Here is a 16,511-nt window from a genome sequence, read left to right on the forward strand (position 1 = left end):
TGGAAAGCGGCAAAACAACAATAGCGAAAATTATTAAGAGAAATGAGCCGGGTGGAAGAGTGCCTATCTGGCTAATGCGTCAGGCTGGCAGGTCTCTTCCTGAGTACCGCAAAGCAGTAGAAAATATGAATAATTTTATGGAGATATGCTACAACACAGATTTAGTGACAGAATTGACGTTACAGCCGGTGACAAGATTTGACATGGATGCGGCGATAATTTTTTCAGACATTTTAATAATAGCTGATGTTTTGGGTTGTGACGTGAATTTCGTACGCGGTGTAGGTCCAATAATAAAACCCGTGGAAAGTCCTAAGGAATTGAAGGGTCCACAAGAAATTGAAACTAAAACCTTACCAATTCTAAACGCTATAAAAAAAGTCAGAAGCCAATTACCAAAAGAAAAATCTCTCATAGGATTTGCTGGTGGACCATGGACAGTAGCCTCATACATCATAGAAGGTAGGAGCAGCAAAACTTTTTCCAAAGTATTAAATTTTTATCCTTCGTGTTTGAAGGAAATAATTGAACGAATAACGGAAGTAACGATTATTTATCTAATTAAACAGATAGAATTTGGAGCAGATGTTATTCAGCTATTTGACAGTAATGCTGGTGCGTTATCGGAACCATTGTTTAAAGAATATGTTATCGAACCAACAAAGAGAATTATCTTGGCAATAAAGGATAGATTTTCTGATTTTCCAATAATAGGTTTTCCAAGGTCTGCTGGAAATCTTTATAAAGATTACTGCGAACAAACAGGTGTATCTGCAGTAAGTATAGATTATAATGTTCCAATAAAATGGGCGAAAGCGAATCTAAACATCCCTCTACAAGGAAACCTTGATCCTAATCTTTTAGCCTATAATAAAACGGAAGCAATCAAAGAAGCAAAACGTATAATAGATTGCTTTAGAGATTTACCCTTCATATTTAATCTCGGACATGGAGTACTCCCTGATACTCCAGTTGAAAATATTGCTGCATTGGTAAACCTGGTAAAAAGCTACTAATACAATACACAAAATTCTAGCTTTTTTGTTGTACGGGGTTTATCATTTGAATTTAGCTTCAGTAAGATATGTCAGACCTTGCAAAAAGAATGTCCCTAATAAAACCATCACCTACGATTGCTGTAACTGATAAGGCAAATAAGTTGAAAAATGAAGGAAAAAAGATCTGTGTTTTAGCTGCAGGAGAACCGGATTTTGATACTCCAGATCATATAAAAAAAGCAGCTATTCAAGCAATAAGTGAAGGTAAGACTAAATATACTGCTGTTGATGGAACGCGTGAGCTGAAAGAAGCAATAATTAATAAGTTAAGAAAGGATAATAACCTCGAGTACACGCTTAACCAAATCTGTGTTGGTACAGGTGCTAAGCAGGTGTTATTCAATTTGTTCATGGCAACAATTAACTCTGGAGATGAAGTTATTATTCCAGCTCCTTATTGGGTTTCATATGTTGATATGGTAAGTCTTTTTGGCGGCTTGCCAGTTGTAGTAGAATGCAAACAAAATTTTAAACTGACAGCGGAATTATTAAAAAGCAGGATAACTAAAAAAACTAAATGGTTAATTCTTAACTCACCGAACAACCCTGCAGGAGCTGTGTACACATGTGATGAATTGAAAGACATAGCACAAATATTGCTTGAATATCCACATATGAATGTCGTTACAGATGGTATTTATGAGCATATAATATACGACGAAAAGTTTTTTACTATCGCTCAGGTTGAGCCGAAGCTTTATGATAGAGTTTTTGTAGTCAATGGAGTATCAAAAGCCTATGCAATGACAGGCTGGAGAATAGGGTATATTGCAGGTAGAAGTGATGTGGTAAAAGCTATCTCTACGCTGCAGTCTCAAAGCACTTCTAATCCAAATTCGATAGCACAAGCAGCAGCAGCAGCAGCATTAAACGGTGATCATAGTTTTTTGAAAGAAAGAACAAGGATTTTTAAGAGTCGTAGAGATTTTATGGTGAAAGAGCTAAATTCTGCCCCGGGATTATCAGCGTCTGTTCCACAAGGTGCGTTTTATTTATTTGTCTCATGTGAAGGATTGCTCAGTAAAAGCACAAAAAGTGGTAAGATAATAAATAATGATTTAGATTTTACTGAATACTTACTGGGAGATCATTTGGTTGCTGTGGTTCCAGGAATTGCATTTGGTCTAGAAAATTTTATCAGAATTTCTTATGCAACCTCTCAGGAACAATTAGAAATTGGATGTGATAGTATTACTAAAGCGTGCCAGGAGTTAAAATGAAATAGACTATCCATAAGTTGTATATTTTGCCATACTTCGCCAAGGTTATTTTGAATGTTCTAACTTGTGTTTTTCTATGGAAGGCATTTTTATTGATTGAGCAAGTGTCTTTCTAATATTGAATTCCTCATTTTTTTCATTTTGTTGCAGTAAGTTAATGTTATTTATTTTATTTACTAAATCTTTCCCCTTTTCCAGAGTCTTTAAATCACTTTCGTTAATGTGATGTTCATTGTAAAATTCTGCAACAATTTCTTTTCTTTTCGGATAAGTATTTAAAAATTCCGACACCTGATGTTTAGCAACAGCTTGAATAAATTTCTTATTAAATCTTGAATCGTTATATAGATCTTCTAAATTTTCATCGTAGTGTTTTGCTTCATTTACAGCAAGCTTTATTATCTCTTCTATACCACTTAGAAGTTTCCTATACAATTTGTCGTATCTATTGCCTAGCACGTGTGTAGCGAATGTTTGTTCAATGTATTTTGTTATGTAATTTTGCAGCGTATTATCTATCGTGCTTATATTCATCAGCCTGCTTTAATATTATATTAACTATTTTACACATAAAAAGGTTAATATTGAATTAATAGAATACTTCTGAAGTCAAATTTTACTGAAAATTATGGTATTTAAGATATAATTGTCAGCATGAAATAAAAACATAAATAAAATGGATCTTGTAACAAAAGTGAAGCTCAAGATAAAGATGAATAAGGGTAAAATCATAAATATACTTATCATTTGTGGTGTAATTTTTTTCATATACCTTATTCATGAGCCAGTTGTAGATATGGTAGAAAAAATTATAAGTAAAATAAAAGGTCTCTTTTAAAAATAGAAAAAGTGAACTTTTTCCATCATCCAAACTTGAACCTGTAAAATTTAGTTAATGCATAAACTACTTATGTTGGCTATGAGTTCAACTGTATAAAATTCCGGTAAATTAAAATAAGTATTCATAAAAATATTGTTTTCTATAAACAGAGTATCTATAATGCTAGCTTTGGGGTAAAGTATTGCAGAGGAATTTTTTAATCTGGTTGTTGGCGTCACTGTTTTATGCATACCAATATATATTACGCGTAATTCCAAATATTATAATTCCTGAATTGGTAGTAAGGTTTAATATAGGAACAACAGAAATAGGACAATTTTGTGGACTGTATTATGTAGGTTATGTGTTAGCACATATTCCTGTAGGTATTCTTTTAGATAGATTTGGTTCTAAAGTTGTTATACCGATTTGTATTGCATTAACATCTTTAGGTGCTTTACCTTTAGTCAGTTCTAATGATTGGAGTTATTCTATTATTGGAAGAATAATTACTGGTATTGGATCCTCTGCTTCAGTACTTGGACTCTTTAAAATAATAAGAATCTATTACCATAGAGAAAAATTTGCCATGATGTTCAGCATATCGGTTATTATTGGCATTTCAGGTGGTGTATTTGCCACCAAACCATTACATGTCTTACTTGATAAGTTTGGGTGGGATTATTTATTTACTGTGTGTATAATGCTTGGATTATTGCTTGCTTTAACTACCTTTATATCTATACCTAAAGTTGGCACCTCAGACGAAGAATTAAATATTAAAAATTTAAGCAAAGTTATATTTAATAAAGATATTTTATTGATAGGTTTGTTTGGCGGTTTTATGGTTGGACCATTAGAAGGCTTTGCAGATGCGTGGTCCGCAACATTCTTGCATGAGATGTACGCTATAGATAGACACATTGCATATAGCATTTCAAAATGGATACTAATAGGCTTTGGCTTTGGGCATTTATTACTTCCTTACATATTAGCAAAAAATCCAACCAAGCACTATGAAATAATAATTTCTTGTGCTATGGCCATGATAATTGTGTTCTTATTACTTTTTATATGCAATATTAGTGAACTCCTGGCATGTATATTACTATTCATTATTGGTCTTGCTTCTGCATACCAAATTGTTTTTACTGCTAAAGTTGTAAGTTGTGTAAAAAACGAAGCAGTAGCAAGTGCAGGATCTGTAGGTAATTCCATAGTTATGAGTTTTGGTTATTTTTTTCACGTCATTATTGCAAATATAATGAATTTTTATTGGAACGGTGAAATTATCGATGGAAAGCCATTTTATGGAACTGATGTAATGGTTAAGTCTATGTTAATAATACCTATATGCCTACTAATAGGAATGATAGGCTTTTGGTTACTTAAAGTTATAAGCTGTAAAAAGAGCTAAGCAGATTTAGATGATTAATATAGTATTGTTTTTTATAACTAAAGTATCTATAATCCTAAATTTTAGCTGAGATTCATGTTGCAGAGGAATTTTTTAATCTGGTTGTTGACGTCACTGTTTTATGCATACCAATATATATTACGCGTAATTCCAAACATAATTGCGCCTGAATTAATAACAAAATTTAACATAAGTATTGCAGATGTTGGCCAGTTTGGTGGGTTATACTATGTAGGCTATACGCTAGCTCATATACCTATTGGTCTTTTCCTTGATAGATTTGGACCAAAGTTTGTTTTACCTGCTTGTACCGTTTTGACATTTACCGGAACACTACCGCTTATATGCTTTGATGAGTGGAGTTATTCAATAATTGGAAGAATAATTGTGGGAATTGGGTCATCCGCTTCGGCAATTGGAATCTTTAAAGTTGCAAGCATGTATTTTGCGCAAGAAAAATCAGCAAGAATGGCCAGCTTATCTATAATTATAGGAATTTTGGGAGGGATATGTGGCGGGTTACCTTTAGACTTCTTACTCGATAAATTTGGCTGGAATTATGTTATCTATACATTCTCAGCATTTGGGTGTTTACTTGCTCTGTTGCTGTTCTTAGTAACGCCTGAAAGCAATGCTCAACAGGAAAAAGTTAGCATTAGAGACTTAAAAAACATACTTTTCAACAAGCATATTATTCTAATTAGCTTTTTTGGTGGACTCATGGTCGGTCCAATGCAAGGTTTTGCCGATGGTTGGGTGAAAGCATTCTTTTTTGAAGTATATAAAATGAATGAAGACTTGGCATCTTCTCTCTCTTCCGTAATATTGATAGGAATGTTAACAGGATCATTCTCTTTGGCTTATTTATTGGAAAAATATAAAAATAAGCATTATGAAGTAATAATTGCATGCTCATTTGCAATGATCGCTAGTTTTCTTTTGCTTTTTACTCAGATTGGTGGCTTGTATGTTGTATTACCTACGCTTTTTATTATTGGCTTCACATCTGGATATCAGGTGGTTACCATTTACAAAGCGATAAGTTATGTAAATAATAACTTAGTAGGCCTGGCTACAGCTGTGTCAAACATGATAGTTATGGTTTTTGGCTATTTTTTTCACACTGGGATCGCAAAAATAGTAGATTTGTGTTGGGATAGAACAATAATACAAGGAAATCCTGTGTATGGTGCTGAATTGCTGATAAAAGCAACATCAGTTATTCCTGTATGTTTGCTGGTGGCTGTTTTTGGGCTCTTATGGTTAAAAAATAAAGATTTTAGAGAAGTTGATTGTAATAAGTAGATAATTTATCGAAGGCTCGTATGATAAAATCGTTAGATGTACTAATTTAAGGCTCTTGTTATTATGAAATATAATACTTTATTTTACTTTGATATTTTTGTTTTAATTGTAATTGGGTTTTATTAGGTGGTAGGTATGTCGAAAAGTAATTTTTTTGTATGGTTGATAGTATCTCTTTTCTATGCATACCAGTATGTGTTACGTGTCATGCCAAACATAATTGCGCCTGTATTAATAACAAAATTTAATATAAGCATTGCAGATTTAGGGCAATTTAATGGTCTCTACTATGTGGGATTTACACTAGTTCATATCCCTGTTGGTCTTTGTTTTGATAGATTCGGTCCAAAAATTGTTTTACCTATTTGTGCTGTCTTGGTATCTATTGGAACATTACCTCTTGTGTGCTTTGATGAGTGGTATTATTCAGTATTAGGTAGAATAATTGTTGGGATTGGCTCGTCTGCGTCAGTAATAGGAGTATTTAAAGTTGCCAGTATGTATTTTCCGCGAGAAAAATCAGCAAAAATGGCAAGCATATCTGTTATTATAGGGCTATTAGGGGCAATATATGGTGGTCTACCAATAGAACTTTTGCTTGATGAGTTTGGTTGGAATTACGTAATTTATATTCTTTCAGGGTTTGGTTTCTTACTCGCTTTATCTTTATTTTTAGTTATTCCTTACAATGCTTACGACTTTCGAAAAGAAAAAATTAGCATGAAGGATCTAAAAACTGTGCTTTTCAATAAATATATCATTCTAATTAGTTTTTTTGGTGGCTTAATGGTAGGTCCACTAGAAGGTTTTGCTGATGCTTGGACAAAAGCTTTTTTATGTGAGGTATATCAAATGGCCGGTGATCTAGCGTCTTCAATTTCTTCTGTTATATATGTAGGATTTGCAGCTGGATTGCTCTCTTTTGCTCACATATTAGAAAAATATCCAAATAGACATTATGAAGTTATTATTGTCTGTTCCTTTGCAATGATTGCTAGTTTCCTTTTACTTTTTACACAGGCTGGCGGATTGTATATTGTATTGCCTGCACTTCTTGTTATAGGTTTCGCTTCTGGATATCAAATAGTAACACTGTACAAAGCATTAAGTTATGTAAATAATAACTTAATAGGATTAACTACAGCTGTGTCAAATATGATAGTCATGGTTTTTGGCTATTTTTTTCACACTGGGATCGCAAAAATAATAGATTTGTGTTGGGATAGGACAGTGATACAAGGAAATCCTGTGTATAGTGCTGAATTGCTGATAAAAGCAACATCTATTATTCCTGTATGTTTGCTGATAGCTGTTTTTGGGCTCTTATGGTTAAAAAAGCAGGATAAGCAGTCTTAAAATTGCTTGTGCATCTTAAAATTAAAGCGAGGTTTGATCTATGATGAGTGTTTTAAAAAAAATCTGTGGCTCTAAAAATAGTTTAAAGTCTTTTGATAACGAGGTTTATCAGTCTATAGAAAAAGAATTACAACGCCAAAAATCACAATTGCAATTAATTGCATCAGAAAATTTTGCAAGCAAAGCGGTAATGGAGGCACAAGGCTCTTTTCTGACTAATAAATACGCAGAAGGTTATCCAGGTAAAAGATATTACTGTGGTTGTGAGCATGTGGACAAAATTGAAAGTCTGGCTATAGAAAGACTTTGTAAGTTGTTTGGTGTTAAATTTGCAAACGTTCAACCTCATTCTGGTTCTCAGGCAAACCAGGCGGTATTTGCTTCACTGCTTACTCCAGGCGATACAATACTTGGATTATCACTGAGTTGCGGTGGGCACCTAACTCATGGTGCGGCACCAAGCCTTTCTGGTAAATGGTTTAAGTCAATTCAATATACAGTGAATAAAGACACTTATCTGCTCAATATGGATGAGATAGAAAAGCTGGCGCTGGAGCATAAACCGAAATTGATCATAGCTGGTGCTTCTGCTTATCCAAGAAAAATGGACTTCAAACGCTTTCGCGAGATTGCAGATAAAGTTGGTGCTTATTTGCTTGCAGACATTGCTCACTATGCAGGGCTTATTGCAGCGGGCGAATATCCATCCCCTGCTGAATATGCACATGTTATGACTTCCACGACTCACAAAACTTTGCGTGGTCCTCGTGGTGGAATAGTGATGACCAATGATGAAGCATTACACAAAAAAATTCAATCCGCAGTTTTTCCAGGATTGCAGGGCGGGCCACTTATGCATGTGATAGCTGCAAAAGCTGTTGCATTTAAAGAAGCATTAGCACCAGAGTTTAAGACTTATAGCAAGAAAGTCGTGGAAAATGCGAAAGTGCTGGCTCAAGAATTGCAAAAGCATGGACTTGACATTATAACCGGTGGCACTGACTCTCATATAGTGCTAGTTGACTTAAGATCGCAGAAATTAACTGGAAAAGACGTTGTAGATAGCCTTGAGAGAGCCGGTATTACCTGTAATAAAAACTCTGTACCATTTGATACAGCAAAGCCGACCATCACTTCAGGGCTCCGTTTTGGCACCGCTGCTGAGACAACACGCGGACTTGAGGCAGAAAATTTTAAAGAGATAGCTGGTCTAATAAATGAAGTAATTCAAGGATTAATCAGCGGAAATAGCTCAAGTGTCGAAAAAGCAGTAAAAGCTAAAGTTGAAAGGATTTGTAGTAATTTTCCTATTTATTAATTTATGTGGTGTCATCCAAGTAGCTGGTAGAAACGAAAAAACTTACTTGACACCCTTCGCCAGCCCTCTTATCATGAAACTGAAGGTATTCATTTATCTTCAATCTGTGCAGATTAAACGACAACAGTATTACGTAATTGGCGTCTTATTTTTAATTTTTTGCACTATGCGCACCCTACGTCTTCACAACATTTCTGGGTTTTTACCTATATAAGCTGAAACGCGCTTATAAAGCGTTTAAGACAGTATAGCACGCCAATTTGCAGGATTAGAGAGTGACAACTAGCTAATACGGGATTTCTTTTGCCTTTTTTTCTGCTTAGTAAATTTCTTAAACATTTAAACTAAGATGAGTTGCATTTAAAAGCAGCTAAATTGCAGTGTTTAAGACTTAAAAAACGCCAATACTGAAAATAGACAATGACTGGGGCTTCTTTTGCCTTTTTTTCGTTTGGTAAATTTCTTAATGTTTGTAGCTAACATGAACAAACATTTGAGAGTAACTTCTGCTAGTAGGGTGTCATCCCAGTGCCCAGACACTGGGATCCAGGAATTTTATTAAGTTAGTAAGCATAAAAGTAGCCGTTTTATGTTAAAATACAACATTTTAATGATTATGAAAAGGCTGGATTCCAGCGGGCTTTGTTGCATCGCTAGCTATGATGGATTAAAGATAAAAAAGATGGAGAATATCAGTAGCTTATTATTCTGGTATTTATAATAAGAACGGTCAGTGAATACCTAAATTTGAGTAAAAGAAATTTCACTACCACTCACTAATCTGGCTAAAATTCAAGAATTTCAATGCTTTAGCTATTTTCAATAGAATTAAATTTATTAATATAAATAATAAATTACTATTCTTAAATTTGATCAGATTGATTGCAAAAAAACAAGATTTTCAATAGGTTGCTTATAATTCTAACTATAGTTAGCCTTTCATAAGTAGCGATGCAACAAAGCCATTCCAGCGTCACGCGCTGGAATGACATTGTAGGGTGTTATCCGAGTCCTTTTTCCGTCATCAGAGGACCATATGACGTCATCCAAGTAGCGTGACTACTTGGATCTAAGCTGTATTACCAAGTCCAATTAAGTGCAGCATCATCACTTGTTGGAGGCTCAAAATACGGTTGTGACATTTCCTCTTGCACAGCTCTTTTAAATTCTGGACTTTGTATGCTTATCTTTGTTACATGCTCTTGTAAGGCTTTCTCAGTAGCTATTTCAGCAGCTGTTGGACTTTTACCATCTGCTCCTGTCTCCCCTTTCTCCCCTTTCTCCCCTTTCTCTCCTTGTGGGCCTTGAGCTCCATCTTTACCATCTGCTCCTTTAGGACCAGTGGCTCCTGTCTCCCCTTTTAGCCCTTTGCCTCCTAAGAACACCTTTGCTGTTTGATCATTTTTGTCACCATACGCTGTGTCAGTAGCATCAAGAAATCCTCCTAATTTATCCACTAAAATTGATTTGTCGCCGTCTTTTGCATCAAATATAGCATTCACGACATCTTTCGCTGCAGCTTTTGTTTTAAGCTCTGTAGCTTTAACAAAAGCAGTCTCTGCAGCAGTTTTAGTGTAAACTTCATCGGCTGGAGCAGCTTTAATATATACCTTATTTGTAAAATCAGGAGAAGCAGTTATAGCATCCACAACAGGCTGTTTTACTACTTCTGTTTTTAGCGTATCTGTAAGTCCTAAAGTTTTAACAAATGCATCATCAACACCTTTTTTGGTATAGATACCATTATCATCAGCACCTTTTGCTAATTCTGGTATTAAAGCATCCACAACAGCTTTTTCTGCAACTTTTGTTCCAAGATCTGCAGTTTTAAGAAACGTGTCATCAACACCTTTTTTAGTATAGATACCATTATCATCATCACCTTTTGCTAATTCTGGTATTAAAGCATCCACAACAGGCTGTTTTACTACTTCTGTTTTTAGCGTATCTGTAAGTCCTAAAGTTTTAACAAATGCATCATCAACACCTTTTTTGGTATAGATACCATTATCATCAGCACCTTTTGCTAATTCTGGTATTAAAGCATCCACAACAGCTTTTTCTGCAACTTTTGTTCCAAGATCTGCAGTTTTAAGAAACGTGTCATCAACACCTTTTTTAGTATAGATACCATTATCATCATCACCTTTTGCTAATTCTGGTATTAAAGCATCCACAACAGCTTTTTTTGCAACTTTTGTTGCAAGATCTGCAGTTTTAACAAACGCAGTATCTGCATCATTTTTAGTGTATACTTTATCGGTAAAATCAGTAGAAGCAATTATAGCATCCACGACATCTTTCGCTGCAGCTTTTGTTTTAAGCTCTGTAGCTTTGACAAAAGCAGTGTCTGCATCAGTTTTAGTGTAAACATCTGCAGTATTAGCTTTGTTGGCTAGATCAGCTGCACCAGCTTTCTCTCCTAGCTCAGCATCGACGTAATTCTTGTCAGCTTTTTTTGCCAACTCATCATTTACATTTCTTTTAGTGTAAACATCTGCAGTATTAGCTTTCTTTCTCAACTCATCATCCACACCTTTTTTAGTATATATACCTTTATCATTAGCACCTTTATTGAGTTCCACTATCAATTTTCCTAAAAAATTTTTGTTAGTTGCAAGGTTTTCTATTGTATCTATTGTACTCAATTTTTCACTCAACGCCATATCACCCTCCATTAATTACAAAAACCATAGCATGCATGAAAATAGTATAATTTTCGTTAATGTTAGATTTTACATAAGATTTCCTTGAAACTTGTTGTTTCAGAATTCTTCTCTTGTCATTCAAGTGTGTAGCAGATGATGTCATTCCAGTCTGGAATCCAGCCTTTATTATGCAGCCACTTATTTAAAGTTAAGTTTTCTGGATCCCAGTGGGCTTTGTTGCATCGCTAGCTATGATGGATTAAAGATAAAAAAGGTGGAGAATATCAGTAGCTTATTATTCTGGTATTTATAACAAGAACGGTCAGTGAATACCTAAATTTGAGTAAAAGAAATTTCACTACCACTCACTAATCCGGCTAAAATTCAAGAATTTCAATGCTTTAGCTATTTTCAATAGAATTAAATTTATTAATATAAATAATAAATTACTATTCTTAAATTTGATCAGATTGATTGCAAAAAAACAAGATTTTCAATAGGTTGCTTATAATCCTAATTATAGTTAGCCTTTCATAAGTAGCGATGCAACAAAGCCATCCCAGTGTCTGGGCACTGGGATGACACCGAAGGGGCTACTCGGATGACAAACCCTGTCATTCCAGGGCGTGACGCTGGTTTCCATCCAAGACGGCAGTGCTTGACACTGGAATGACAAGAAGAGGGCACTGCCCTCCTTGTATGTATTAGATATAGGCCGAGTTGTGGTCGTGATAAATGTGATCGCTTGCGCAATCGAACATTTTCACAAAACCATTCTCTAGATAAAGATTATATTCGTGATGTTGATCTGATAATACAATATTATCTTGCTCCCCTGAATTGAAATGACTTGAATCTGACAGCAATTCGTAATTTGGATTATCTATTTTACTAATGCTGTTTATTACTTTGCCATTACCACTTGATATAGCTAAACTATAACTATCACCATCCTTCATTATCTTGATGGACACCTTATCTTCAGGTAACACTATAAGCTTCTTTGTGCCACTATCGTGGATTACGAATTTGCCTTTTTCAAAATAGTATTTGTCTTCCGGCAAAGCACCAACCTTATAATCTGATGTGTGCAGTTTGTTCCAAAAATCTAACACAGATTGCTTTTCTGCTCCTTCCGCTCTATCATACAAGGCTTTCACATCATTATAATTTATCGTTACATTTGCCTTATGCTTCCCTTCTGAGTCCTGCTCGTAGCTCTTTTCTATTTTGAGAATTGTGTCTTTTAATACTACCTGTTCTTGCTCTTTCTCCTCCACTGAAGCTGACCTTTTTGCCCTTGTTGGAATTTGTGGCTGATCAGACTGCATTTCACTATTGTCGTTTGATGCAGTTTTCTCTTCAGCAGCTTGTGCAACAACATTAGTAGTACTATGAACTTCTGTCTTAGTTTCACTTACTTGCCCTTTTGGACTTTCGGTTTTTGTATATATTCTCTGATAGTCCGTGTAGCCTCTATTAGTATCACCGATATCACCACTACCTTGATCGAAAGTTATTTTTTTACTTCCATTTCCCATATCCTCAATTTCAACTTGAGGAGAAACAGATGCTAGGAAATCGTTATAACTGTAGTTGTAGTCAGCAGAAAAGAATATTTTACCTTTGAAGTTATGGAAGTTATTAGATAACATTCCAATTTCTTCGTCGCCATCAAACAATTTTACTTTAGTGAAATATGTTTGATCTTTTATTCTAACTATTTCACCGCTAGAGTTTCTTTGTATGTGGTAATCATTTGGGTCGTACTTTATAGCAAAAAGTTTGCCAGAGCCATATTTCTCTAAGTTTATAAGGCCCACATTTACATGTTTATGGGAATAATCTCTCTTTTCATATTCATGTGCAAATATTGGATCTATATATCTATATTCGTCTGATATATTTGGCATACCTACTGGATGTTCATTCCCATCTTTCGTCACCGGAACAAGCTTATATGCTCCATCTTTTTCCACTAATTTTAGGTGAGTAATACTTTGTGGTAGTTGAAACCTTACGTTTGCTCCATGGTCATGAATAAATAGATCACCTTTCTCGGTAATATAAAAGCCCATATTTTTAAATTCATGTAAGCGCTCGTCTCCTTGCTTTACGACAGCTTCATATACATCATCGTCTGTCCTATCTGTTCCCTTATTATCCAGTAATTTTCCTTTTTCCACGATTACTCCATTTGCCTTTTGCTCATCAGAATATTGTGCATGTTCTGAATCCTGATGATTCAAAATTTTGGTACCTCTAAGAAGCAGAGAATCTAAATCTTTTTGGATGTGTCCAGTGCTAGGATGCAACAATTCATTTTCATGTAAATGCGCTTCATCAAAGTATTCATCGCGTTCAACTGTTCTGCCATCTATTAGGGAAGCTTTATAATGACCATTTTCTTTTGTAACTGCCATGTAAGCACCGCCTTCGTATGAAACATTTAAGTTGTGCAATATATCCTCAAAAACGAAAGTTTCTTTAGTTTGGCCTTCAACTTGCTTAAAAAATCCTGATTCGCTCAATAATTCTCCAAGCTTTGTATTTCCGTCATATATAGACAGTGCACCCATATCTCCTTGACCATGAGCTTGCATAGAAAAAATCTTACCTTCTTGTAGATCAATATGATTTGTACCTCTTATCAAGTTTGAATCGATGTTGATCATCTCTCCTAACATCTTTTCTACGTCGATGTTCTTAGTCGCTTTTACTTGTTCTAAGCCAGTGTTTATGGTTTTATCAAGTAAGGTACTTTTTAATTCCTCATATTTGGAGGGAATTGAATAATATTTGTCTGAATACTCTTCGTAAGAAATCTTCCCTTCGCTATATTCTTTATTTATCTTGGGATATTCCATTTGCCTCTGCTCATCCAGATTTTTTAATGCATCATCATAAGCTTTCTTTAAATTTTCATCATACTTTGATAGCATTCTAAAAGCCTGATTTTTATACTCTAGACTGTTTCGGTACTCATTACCTTGTTGGTCAGAGTAAGTTAGTTTATCCTGTCCATCGGAAGTTTTTACTACCTTGAGGAAATGATATTCCTTTGATATATCAAGTGTATCATTTGTTGCCCTATTTATAGCACGAGCAACATCATAAAATGCAACGTGTTCTACAGGAGAAAAACTTCCAACGTTTTCTCCATCCATTTTTTCTATATTTGCTTTATAGTAGGATACGTTTTTAATTTCTCCACCCACTATTTCTTGACCAATTGCTATGAAATCTCCTTTTGTAACTTGCAAAGCGTTGAGATGTTCCATTGCAGTTTCTGTATCATTCTCAGCAAGCCAACTTTTGAAGTCAGTATCGTGTCCTTTTATGTCTTTCAAGAAACTTTTTGACTCATCTGAGTTACCTTGACGTAAAGCATCTAGGTAGTCTCTTAATAAACTAGGATCTTTTTCCTGTAAGTACATTATCAACGCATGACCTGTTTTATAAACCAAGCTATTTGCTTCGCTGTCCTTTGAGTATTCTAAACTTAAAATTTTATCTAAATCCAAATTTGCAGCTTCAGTTTTGTCGATACTTGATCCTTGAGAATTGAATTTATGATCTGAATGATGCTCAAAGTAGTCTGCAATTCCTTCCATTAATACTGTAGGTAAAGATTTGCCTCCTGTAGCCAAGTAAGTTAAACCATGTGCAAATTCATGCTGAAGGTTATGAATGCCACCTTGCTGGTAGACGTACATTTCAGCAAAAACGTCAGCTTTCCCTTTGTAGTAACATTTACCACCTTCGTCTCCAAGGTAAGAACCGAAACGCTCGCTTCCGCCAAGGTGAGTGTAATCATCCTTGTCATCAAACATGTAAATTTTAAATGTTTGTTCTGAACTGCCGCGTTCTAACTCGAATGCGTTTTTAAAATTAGTAGCTGTTTCTCTTATCTCACTTTCAATGTTAGCAACTTTACTTGCTCTTAAATTGTGAGAATAAACCTCTACTTTAATATTTAAATCTTCAACTTCTATAACATGTGGCGAATTAAACCCTTTGCCGTTATTGTTGAAATATTCTGCTTTAGTTATATTTTTATTTACTTGTTGACTAATTGTCATAATTTTAACCTCTAATTTGCTGATCTTTCAATATCAAGCATAAAGTAATTTCCCTAAAAAAAACGTAAATCCCTGTATTAATATAATTTATATCTTAATAAATAAAGTATAGATAGTTAACTTAATATGTAAAATTTAGAATATGGCTGAAATTCTATACAGCTATATTCCGGAATCACATTGGACAAGGACAAAAGCAAAGTGGTTTATTGACTTTCATTCCACCAAAGCACTATACTAAAACCACGATGGGTAATTAGCTCAGTTGGTAGAGCACTTGCTTGACGTGCAAGCGGTCGCTGGTTCGAACCCAGTGTTACCCACGTTTTTGTTTATGAAAAGATTTTATATGACAGCAGTGCATAACGGTAAACACTCAGCAGCGCAGTCCAAGCGCTTAATCTATTCCATAATAATAGTTGCGATAACAATGTTTATGGAAATAGTAGGTGGAATAATTTCACATTCGCTTGCTCTATTATCAGATGCAGGGCATATGCTCACTGACCTCTTTGCCTTGGTTTTAAGCTGGTTAGCACATAGGTTTTCAGCTAAGAAATCCGATTTGCAGAGATCATACGGATATCATCGGTTGCAGATAATTGCAGCATTTGTTAATGGTTTAACTCTATTCCTCATTGCAGTAATCATTATAATTGAGTCAATAAAGAGGTTTATTTTTCCAGTCAATGTTGAGTGGAAAGTAATGTTAATAATTGCTACACTCGGTCTTGTCTCTAACATAATAGTCTTTTTTATATTACATAGTAAATGCGAGAGCAATATAAACATAAAAAGTGCTGTACTACACGTTATAGGAGATATTTTAGGTTCTGTAGCTGCTATACTTGCATCTATAATTATCATGCTTACTGGATGGCAAATAGTAGATCCAATCTTATCAGTATTTGTTAGTGTGATAATTCTAAATAGCGGCTATAAAATTCTCAAAAATTCTTGCCATATACTCCTTGAAGGTACGCCTGAGGGTATATCTGCTGAAGAGATAAAAAGTAAGATCACATCAGAATTACCTGAAGTGATAGATGTGCACCACATACATACATGGTCGCTGTCTGATAATTATTTTATAATTACCATGCATGCTAAAATAAAGCAAAATGTGCAGCACACCAATGTTTTATATGAAATAAAAAAAATATTGCTAGATAAGTTCGAGATAGCACACTCTACAGTCGAGATCGAATACGATGAGTGTGCGGATAATAAGATACTTAAACATTGACGTTTTAAATTATTATGCTATTACTAGAGTGTAATGATGTT

Annotated in this window: 10 protein-coding genes and 1 tRNA gene; 8 read left to right on the forward strand and 3 right to left on the reverse strand. The window is 34.7% G+C overall.

What is annotated here, in order from left to right; all coding sequences use genetic code 11:
- Nucleotides 1–20 precede the first annotated feature (20 nt).
- Nucleotides 21–1,016 (forward strand): uroporphyrinogen decarboxylase, encoded by a 996-nt coding sequence (gene hemE, locus ABWU55_RS00005; RefSeq protein WP_410529762.1) that lies wholly within the window; start codon nt 21–23, stop codon nt 1,014–1,016.
- Nucleotides 1,017–1,084: 68 nt separating this feature from the next.
- The gene (locus tag ABWU55_RS00010; protein WP_353286323.1) at nt 1,085–2,278 is read left to right on the forward strand and encodes a pyridoxal phosphate-dependent aminotransferase; all 1,194 of its coding nucleotides are present in this window, start codon (nt 1,085–1,087) and stop codon (nt 2,276–2,278) included.
- A gap of 45 nt (nt 2,279–2,323) precedes the next feature.
- On the opposite strand, the gene ABWU55_RS00015 is transcribed toward ABWU55_RS00010, so the two are convergent.
- Nucleotides 2,324–2,812, reverse strand: coding sequence for a hypothetical protein (locus ABWU55_RS00015; protein ID WP_006280043.1), 489 nt, complete (start codon nt 2,810–2,812; stop codon nt 2,324–2,326).
- A 488-nt stretch (nt 2,813–3,300) separates the two neighbouring features.
- Here ABWU55_RS00015 and ABWU55_RS00020 point away from each other — a divergent pair, with 488 nt between their 5' ends.
- The 4 genes from ABWU55_RS00020 to glyA all read left to right on the forward strand — a co-directional run bounded on the left by ABWU55_RS00020 (nt 3,301) and on the right by glyA (nt 8,494).
- Nucleotides 3,301–4,515 (forward strand): MFS transporter, encoded by a 1,215-nt coding sequence (locus ABWU55_RS00020; protein ID WP_174515889.1) that lies wholly within the window; start codon nt 3,301–3,303, stop codon nt 4,513–4,515.
- Between the two features lie 75 nt (nt 4,516–4,590).
- Nucleotides 4,591–5,820, forward strand: coding sequence for an MFS transporter (locus ABWU55_RS00025; RefSeq protein WP_010962993.1), 1,230 nt, complete (start codon nt 4,591–4,593; stop codon nt 5,818–5,820).
- Between the two features lie 135 nt (nt 5,821–5,955).
- On the forward strand, nt 5,956–7,176 hold the full coding sequence (locus ABWU55_RS00030; RefSeq protein WP_010081954.1) for an MFS transporter: 1,221 nt from the start codon (nt 5,956–5,958) through the stop codon (nt 7,174–7,176).
- A gap of 40 nt (nt 7,177–7,216) precedes the next feature.
- Complete coding sequence (gene glyA / locus ABWU55_RS00035; protein ID WP_010962995.1) at nt 7,217–8,494, forward strand: serine hydroxymethyltransferase; 1,278 nt, start codon at nt 7,217–7,219, stop codon at nt 8,492–8,494.
- Nucleotides 8,495–9,573: 1,079 nt separating this feature from the next.
- On the opposite strand, the gene ABWU55_RS00040 is transcribed toward glyA, so the two are convergent.
- Both ABWU55_RS00040 and ABWU55_RS00045 read right to left on the reverse strand, forming a co-directional pair.
- Nucleotides 9,574–11,160: a collagen-like protein gene (locus tag ABWU55_RS00040; RefSeq protein ID WP_353286324.1), complete on the reverse strand. Its 1,587-nt coding sequence runs from the start codon at nt 11,158–11,160 to the stop codon at nt 9,574–9,576.
- A 686-nt stretch (nt 11,161–11,846) separates the two neighbouring features.
- Complete coding sequence (locus ABWU55_RS00045) at nt 11,847–15,224, reverse strand: peptidase M2 (RefSeq protein WP_353286325.1); 3,378 nt, start codon at nt 15,222–15,224, stop codon at nt 11,847–11,849.
- 250 nt (nt 15,225–15,474) lie between these two features.
- On the opposite strand from ABWU55_RS00045, the gene ABWU55_RS00050 reads away from it, so the two are divergent.
- Both ABWU55_RS00050 and ABWU55_RS00055 read left to right on the forward strand, forming a co-directional pair.
- Nucleotides 15,475–15,547 (forward strand) — tRNA-Val (locus tag ABWU55_RS00050).
- A gap of 11 nt (nt 15,548–15,558) precedes the next feature.
- On the forward strand, nt 15,559–16,470 hold the full coding sequence (locus ABWU55_RS00055; RefSeq protein WP_083250476.1) for a cation diffusion facilitator family transporter: 912 nt from the start codon (nt 15,559–15,561) through the stop codon (nt 16,468–16,470).
- Nucleotides 16,471–16,511: the final 41 nt, after the last annotated feature.

This window comes from Wolbachia endosymbiont (group A) of Crataerina pallida (genome assembly GCF_964028475.1).
In the GTDB taxonomy this organism is placed as follows: domain Bacteria; phylum Pseudomonadota; class Alphaproteobacteria; order Rickettsiales; family Anaplasmataceae; genus Wolbachia; species Wolbachia pipientis.

What these genes read in the sequence shown, in the direction of transcription:
- glyA (WP_010962995.1), top strand. Translation starts at nt 7,217, where the DNA reads ATGATGAGTGTTTTAAAAAAAATCTGTGGCTCTAAAAATAGTTTAAAG.
- ABWU55_RS00045 (WP_353286325.1), bottom strand. Translation starts at nt 15,224, where the DNA reads ATGACAATTAGTCAACAAGTAAATAAAAATATAACTAAAGCAGAATAT.
- ABWU55_RS00025 (WP_010962993.1), top strand. Translation starts at nt 4,591, where the DNA reads ATGTTGCAGAGGAATTTTTTAATCTGGTTGTTGACGTCACTGTTTTAT.
- ABWU55_RS00055 (WP_083250476.1), top strand. Translation starts at nt 15,559, where the DNA reads ATGAAAAGATTTTATATGACAGCAGTGCATAACGGTAAACACTCAGCA.
- ABWU55_RS00030 (WP_010081954.1), top strand. Translation starts at nt 5,956, where the DNA reads ATGTCGAAAAGTAATTTTTTTGTATGGTTGATAGTATCTCTTTTCTAT.
- ABWU55_RS00040 (WP_353286324.1), bottom strand. Translation starts at nt 11,160, where the DNA reads ATGGCGTTGAGTGAAAAATTGAGTACAATAGATACAATAGAAAACCTT.
- ABWU55_RS00010 (WP_353286323.1), top strand. Translation starts at nt 1,085, where the DNA reads ATGTCAGACCTTGCAAAAAGAATGTCCCTAATAAAACCATCACCTACG.
- ABWU55_RS00015 (WP_006280043.1), bottom strand. Translation starts at nt 2,812, where the DNA reads ATGAATATAAGCACGATAGATAATACGCTGCAAAATTACATAACAAAA.